Source organism: Nostocoides japonicum T1-X7, from assembly GCF_001046855.1.
GTDB lineage: Bacteria > Actinomycetota > Actinomycetes > Actinomycetales > Dermatophilaceae > Nostocoides > Nostocoides japonicum.
Window position 1 is genome coordinate 3,960,838 of sequence record NZ_HF570958.1, and the last position, 5,236, is coordinate 3,966,073.

5 protein-coding genes and 1 pseudogene are annotated in these 5,236 nt (G+C 73.8%); 5 read left to right on the plus strand and 1 reads right to left on the minus strand.

The genetic code is table 11. From position 1 onward, the window contains the following. Positions 1-326: pseudogene (locus BN12_RS25370) on the minus strand (diacylglycerol/lipid kinase family protein); the annotation flags it as partial. Positions 327-409: 83 nt separating this feature from the next. On the opposite strand from BN12_RS25370, the gene BN12_RS17970 reads away from it, so the two are divergent. From BN12_RS17970 to BN12_RS17990, 5 genes are all read left to right on the plus strand, one after another. Then, positions 410-946 carry a DinB family protein gene (locus BN12_RS17970; RefSeq protein ID WP_048556567.1) on the plus strand — a complete coding sequence of 179 codons (537 nt, stop codon included), beginning with the start codon at positions 410-412 and terminating at the stop codon, positions 944-946. 26 nt (positions 947-972) lie between these two features. Next, positions 973-2,241 (plus strand): serine--tRNA ligase, encoded by a 1,269-nt coding sequence (gene serS, locus BN12_RS17975; protein ID WP_048554621.1) that lies wholly within the window; start codon positions 973-975, stop codon positions 2,239-2,241. A gap of 261 nt (positions 2,242-2,502) precedes the next feature. Continuing rightward, entirely contained in the window at positions 2,503-3,207 is a 705-nt protein-coding gene (locus BN12_RS17980; RefSeq protein ID WP_048554622.1) for a hypothetical protein, read from the plus strand. Between the two features lie 74 nt (positions 3,208-3,281). After that, positions 3,282-4,745: a sensor histidine kinase gene (locus tag BN12_RS17985; protein ID WP_083454745.1), complete on the plus strand. Its 1,464-nt coding sequence runs from the start codon at positions 3,282-3,284 to the stop codon at positions 4,743-4,745. Between the two features lie 68 nt (positions 4,746-4,813). Beyond that, a partial coding sequence (locus tag BN12_RS17990) for a response regulator (RefSeq protein ID WP_235432570.1) occupies positions 4,814-5,236 on the plus strand: 423 nt, incomplete at its 3' end.

Sequence of the window (5,236 nt, forward strand, 5' to 3'; positions counted from 1 at the left end):
GCGGCCCGGCGGGCCTGGCCCGTCCCGGGATCCTCGGCCGTCGTGTGGAGGAACGCCGGCTCGGCCCAGTCGTGGGCCAGGCAGCTCGCCGTCAGGCGGCGCTCGAGGTCGGTGACGTCGGTGAACTTCGTCGGGTTGATGACGAAGGCGGCGTGCCGGGGCGGGCGGGCGTGCCGGGCCTGCTCGGGCCGGAAGTCATCGCGGCGCGGCCGCCGGTGGGCCTCCGCCGCCTGCTCGGCCCGGACCCGCAGCGCGAGGACGACGAAGGCGACGAGCAGCAGGGCGATGACGGCGACGCCGATCACCAGGACCGGACTCTCCCACACGAGCGAGGACGTTACTGCACGCGATGCGGCTGTCCGGCCGGATGAGGTATGCGGCAGGCTGGCTCCATGAGGAGGCAGGACCGATGACGGAGCAGCAGCACATCGAGCCGGACACCAAGGACTGGACGTGGACCGTCGAGCGGCGGTGTCCCGACTGCGGGTTCGTCGCGGGCGAGGTCGGGCCGGACGAGGTCGTCGGCCTCGTCCACCGGCTCACGGCGCCGTGGCCGGAGGTCCTGGCCCGGCCCGACGTGGCGACGCGGCCCCGCCCCGAGGTGTGGTCGCCGCTGGAGTACGCCGCGCACGTCCGTGACGTCTGCGACGTGTTCGGCGCCCGGCTGCGCCTCATGCTCGACGAGGAGGCGCCGACCTTCGCCGACTGGGACCAGGACGCGGCGGCGATCGAGAAGGACTACGCCGCGAGCGAGCCCGACACGGTCGCGGACGAGCTGGCCATCGCCGCGGACGGCCTCGCGCAGGGGTACGCGACGGTGACCGGTCCGCAGTGGGAGCGGCGCGGGATCCGGTCCAACGGCTCGGAGTTCACCGTCCTCACGCTCGGGCGGTACTGCCTCCACGACCTCGCCCACCACCTCTGGGACGTCGGGGCGACAGCCTGACGACCGAGGGACATTAGGGTGACTGCGTGATCGACATCAAGCTGCTGCGCGACGATCCGGACGTCGTCCGGGCCTCGCAGCGCGCCCGGGGCGAGGACGACGGAATCGTCGACGAGGTGCTCGCGGCGGAGGAGCAGCGCCGGACCTCCCTCACGGCATACGAGCAGCTGCGCGCGGAGCAGAAGTCCCTCGGCAAGCAGGTCGCGGCGGCGCAGGGGGAGGAGAAGGCCGCCCTCCTCGCCCGGACCAAGGAACTGTCCGCCCGGGTCAAGGACCTCGACGCGACGGCCGGTGCCGCGCAGGAGCGCTTCGACACCCTCGTCCGCAGGATCGGCAACGTCATCGAGCCCGGCGTCCCGAGCGGAGGCGAGGACGACTACGTCGTCGTCGAGCACGTCGGCACGCCACGCGACTTCGCCGCCGAGGGGTTCGCGCCGCGGGACCACCTCGAGCTCGCCGAGGCCCTCGACGCCGTCGACATGGCCCGCGGGGCGAAGGTGTCCGGCGCGCGCTTCTACTTCCTCAAGGGCCTCGGGGCGCGACTGGAGATGGCGCTCCTCGCGACGGCGATGGAGCAGGCGGTCGCGACCGGGTTCGTCCCGATGGTCACGCCGACGCTCGTCGCCCCGCAGGTCATGCGCGGCGCCGGGTTCCTCGACGCCCACGCCGACGAGGTCTACCGCCTCGAGGCCGACGACCTCTACCTCGTCGGCACCTCGGAGGTCGCGCTCGCCGGCTACCACGCCGAGGAGATCATCGACCTGTCCCAGGGACCGCTGCGGTATGCCGGGTCCTCCACGTGCTACCGGCGCGAGGCGGGCTCCTACGGCAAGGACACGCGCGGGATCATCCGCGTCCACCAGTTCAACAAGATCGAGATGTTCGTCTACTGCGACCCGGCGCAGGCGGCCGCCGAGCACGCCCGCCTCCTCGCGTGGGAGCGCGAGATGCTCGCGAAGATCGAGGTGCCCTACCGGATCATCGACACCGCCGCCGGCGACCTCGGCTCCTCGGCGGCGCGCAAGTTCGACTGCGAGGCGTGGGTCCCGTCGCAGGGCCGCTACCGCGAGCTGACGTCGACGTCGAACTGCACGACCTTCCAGGCCCGCCGGCTCGGCACGCGGTTCCGGTCCGAGGGGGGAGGGACGCAGGTCGCGGCGACGCTCAACGGCACGCTCGCGACGACCCGCTGGATCGTCGCGATCCTCGAGAACCACCAGCGGGCCGACGGATCCGTCGTCGTTCCCGAGGCGCTGCGCCCCCATCTCGGACTCGACGTCCTCACACCGGGCTGACAGGTTCGGCCGTTACACTGAGGGGGTCGGCGTCGACCGGGGGGCCTGTCGGTCGCGTCACATCCTTGCGGGATCGGGCATGGTCGACGCCCCTCACGACGTCGGTACCAGAGGACGACCACACCGACGACCCGAGAACACCGAAGCCCTGTGCCTACCCGATACGCCACTCGCCCAGACCCGACGACCCCTCACCCCACCGGCCCGACGACGCCCGGCGGTGACCCGCCCGAGGAGAGCAGCCGCGCCCTCGGTCTCTCCGTGACCCAGCTCGTCGGCGGATCCCTCGCCGCCGTGACCGCCGCCTTCCTCGGCTCGCGCCTCGGCGTCGCCGGCACGCTCATCGGCACGGCCGTCGCGAGCGTCGTCTCCGCCGTCGGCGCGGCCGTCTACACCGAGTCGTTGCGCAAGGCGCGGAGCGCCATCCGGACCGTGCGGACGACCGGACCGACCGACCCCGCCGCGGCCCGGCGGCCCGCCGGCACCGTGGCGGCGAGCGACACCGTCGCCACGCGTCCGCTGCGCACCGTGCCGACGGGCGACGGGTCGATCACCGTCCAGACGCGTGGCCCGATCCGGCTCAACCTGAAGAAGCTGCTCGTCGCGACCCTCGCGATCTTCCTCATCGCCGCCGCCGCCATCACCGGGATCGAGCTCATGAAGGGCTCGGCCCTCGACGGCCAGCACGGCACGACGATCTCCCAGGTCCGCAGCGGGTCGGGCTCGAGCGACAAGGACCAGTCGCCGACCCCCTCCTCGACGCCGAGCGCCACGCAGACGACGTCCCCGTCGTCCTCGGCGACCTCGTCGGAGAGCTCGGGCTCGGCGTCGACGAGCACGTCGACGACGCAGGCGCCCACGAGCAGCTCGACCGACTCCGAGTCGGACGGCGCGACGAGCACGGACTCCGGCGCGGGCGCGGCGAACGATCTCGCCAAGGTGCCCTCGTCGACGAGCACGCCCTGATCCGACCCGAGGGGGAGACCCCTCCGCCGACGGGCTGAGGCGAGCCGGCGGCATACCTCCCTAGGCTGGTTCGTATGCCGTCCGCTCGCCGCCCCGTCGCGCGCCGGCTCGGCGAGTACTTCGCCGTCGACTCCGACTGGCAGCGACCCCTCGAGCCGATCGCCCGCCAGGATGTGTGGGTCGGGGTGACGGCCACCGTCGTGAGCCTCGTGTCGATCGAGCTGAGCCGCGGCATGGGCTACTTCGAGCACGTGGGGACCCCCCGATGGCTCGAGTGGCTCATCGTCGCCCTGGCCTGCGGACTGCTCGTCATCCGTCGCCGCTTCCCGCTCGCCGCGGGCGCGGGCGCCGCCCTCCACCTGTTCGTCGTCGGCGTGACCGTCCCCACCCTCATGGGCCACGCGTCGATGCAGGTCGTCTACTTCGTCGCCTTCTACTCCGCCGTCGCGTATGCGCGGGACCGCCGCACGATGGCCGTCGTCATGGGCCTCGTCGTCACGCTCATGTTCGGTTGGCTCGCCTGGCAGTTCGCCGTCGGCAACGCGGTCGCCCAGCTGCAGCGCGAGCTGGGCGACACCCGGCCCCAGGGGCCCCTCTCGCCGGTCGCGTCGAGCGTCGTCCTCACCCTGCTCATCAACGCGGTGTACTTCGGCGGCGCCGCGGTCATGGGCCAGGTGGCCTGGCGGGGCGCGCGGCAGCGCGAGGCCCTCGCCGAGCAGGCCGCGACGATCGCGGAGCAGTCGGCCGACCTCCAGCGCCGGGCCGTCGTCGACGAGCGGCTGCGGATCGCCCGCGAGCTGCACGACGTCGTCGCCCACCACGTCGCGGTCATCGGGATCCAGGCCGCCGCGGGACGCAAGATGCTCGACCGCGACACCGCCGCGACCAGGGGGGCGCTCACCGAGATCGAGCGCTCCTCCCGCGACGCCGTGACCCAGATGCGCGACCTGCTCGGGACCCTCCGGTCCGCGGCCGAGGAGACCCCGTCGGGCGAGGGGAACCGGTCCCCGCAGCCGGGCCCGGACTCCCTGCCCGACCTCGTCGCGGTCCATGCCACGCCCACGCTCGCCACGACCTACGACGTCGTCGCGAACCCGCCCGACGCCGTCGACCGGCTCCCGGGACCCGTCGCCCTCACGCTCGTCCGGACCGCCCAGGAGGCGCTCGCCAACGTGTCACGGCACTCGACGGCCACCCGGGTCGCCGTCGTCCTCCGCGTCGAGGAGACCGCCGAGGGCGGGTATGCCGAGGTCGAGGTCATCGACGACGGCCGGCCGCGCGCCGGCACCTCGGGCAGCGGTCTCGGGCAGCTCGGCATCCGGGAGCGCGCAGCGTCCCAGCGGGGCGTCGTCGAGATCGGGCCGCGGGTGGCCGGTGGGTATCGCGTGCGGGTCCGGCTGCCGCTCCCCGCTCCCTGCCGCGCGCCCCGTGGTGCCTCGCGGGGTCCCGCACGGGCCGGAGGGGAGACCGTCGCCGCCGATGCCTCCCGTGGCGTGTCCGCCGGTCGCTCGCCAGGGTCCTCCGAGGGGCCGGCGTGACGGCCCCCGGAGCGCCGGTGCGCGTGCTCCTCGTCGACGACCAGCGGCTCGTGCGCAGCGGGTTCGCGATGATCCTCTCGGCCGAGGACGACATCGTGGTCGTCGGCGAGGCCGAGAACGGCCGGCAGGCCGTCGAGCTCGCCGCCGCCGAGCGGCCGGACGTCATCCTCATGGACGTCCAGATGCCCGTCCTCGACGGCATCGACGCGACCCGCGAGATCGTCGCGGCCGGGCACGGGAAGGTCGTCATCCTCACGACGTTCGACCGCGACGACTACCTCTTCGCGGCGCTCGAGGCGGGAGCGAGCGGCTTCCTCCTCAAGAACGCCGACCCCGACCGCCTCGTCGAGGCGATCCGGGCGGTCGCCGACGGGCACGCGCTCCTCTCGCCCGAGGTGACCCGCCGGGTCATCGAGCAGATGACCCGGGACCCGGGCGCGGGGCCGGGCCTGGCGAGGGCGCCCGGCGGTGCCGGCCCGTCCGGCGGTGCC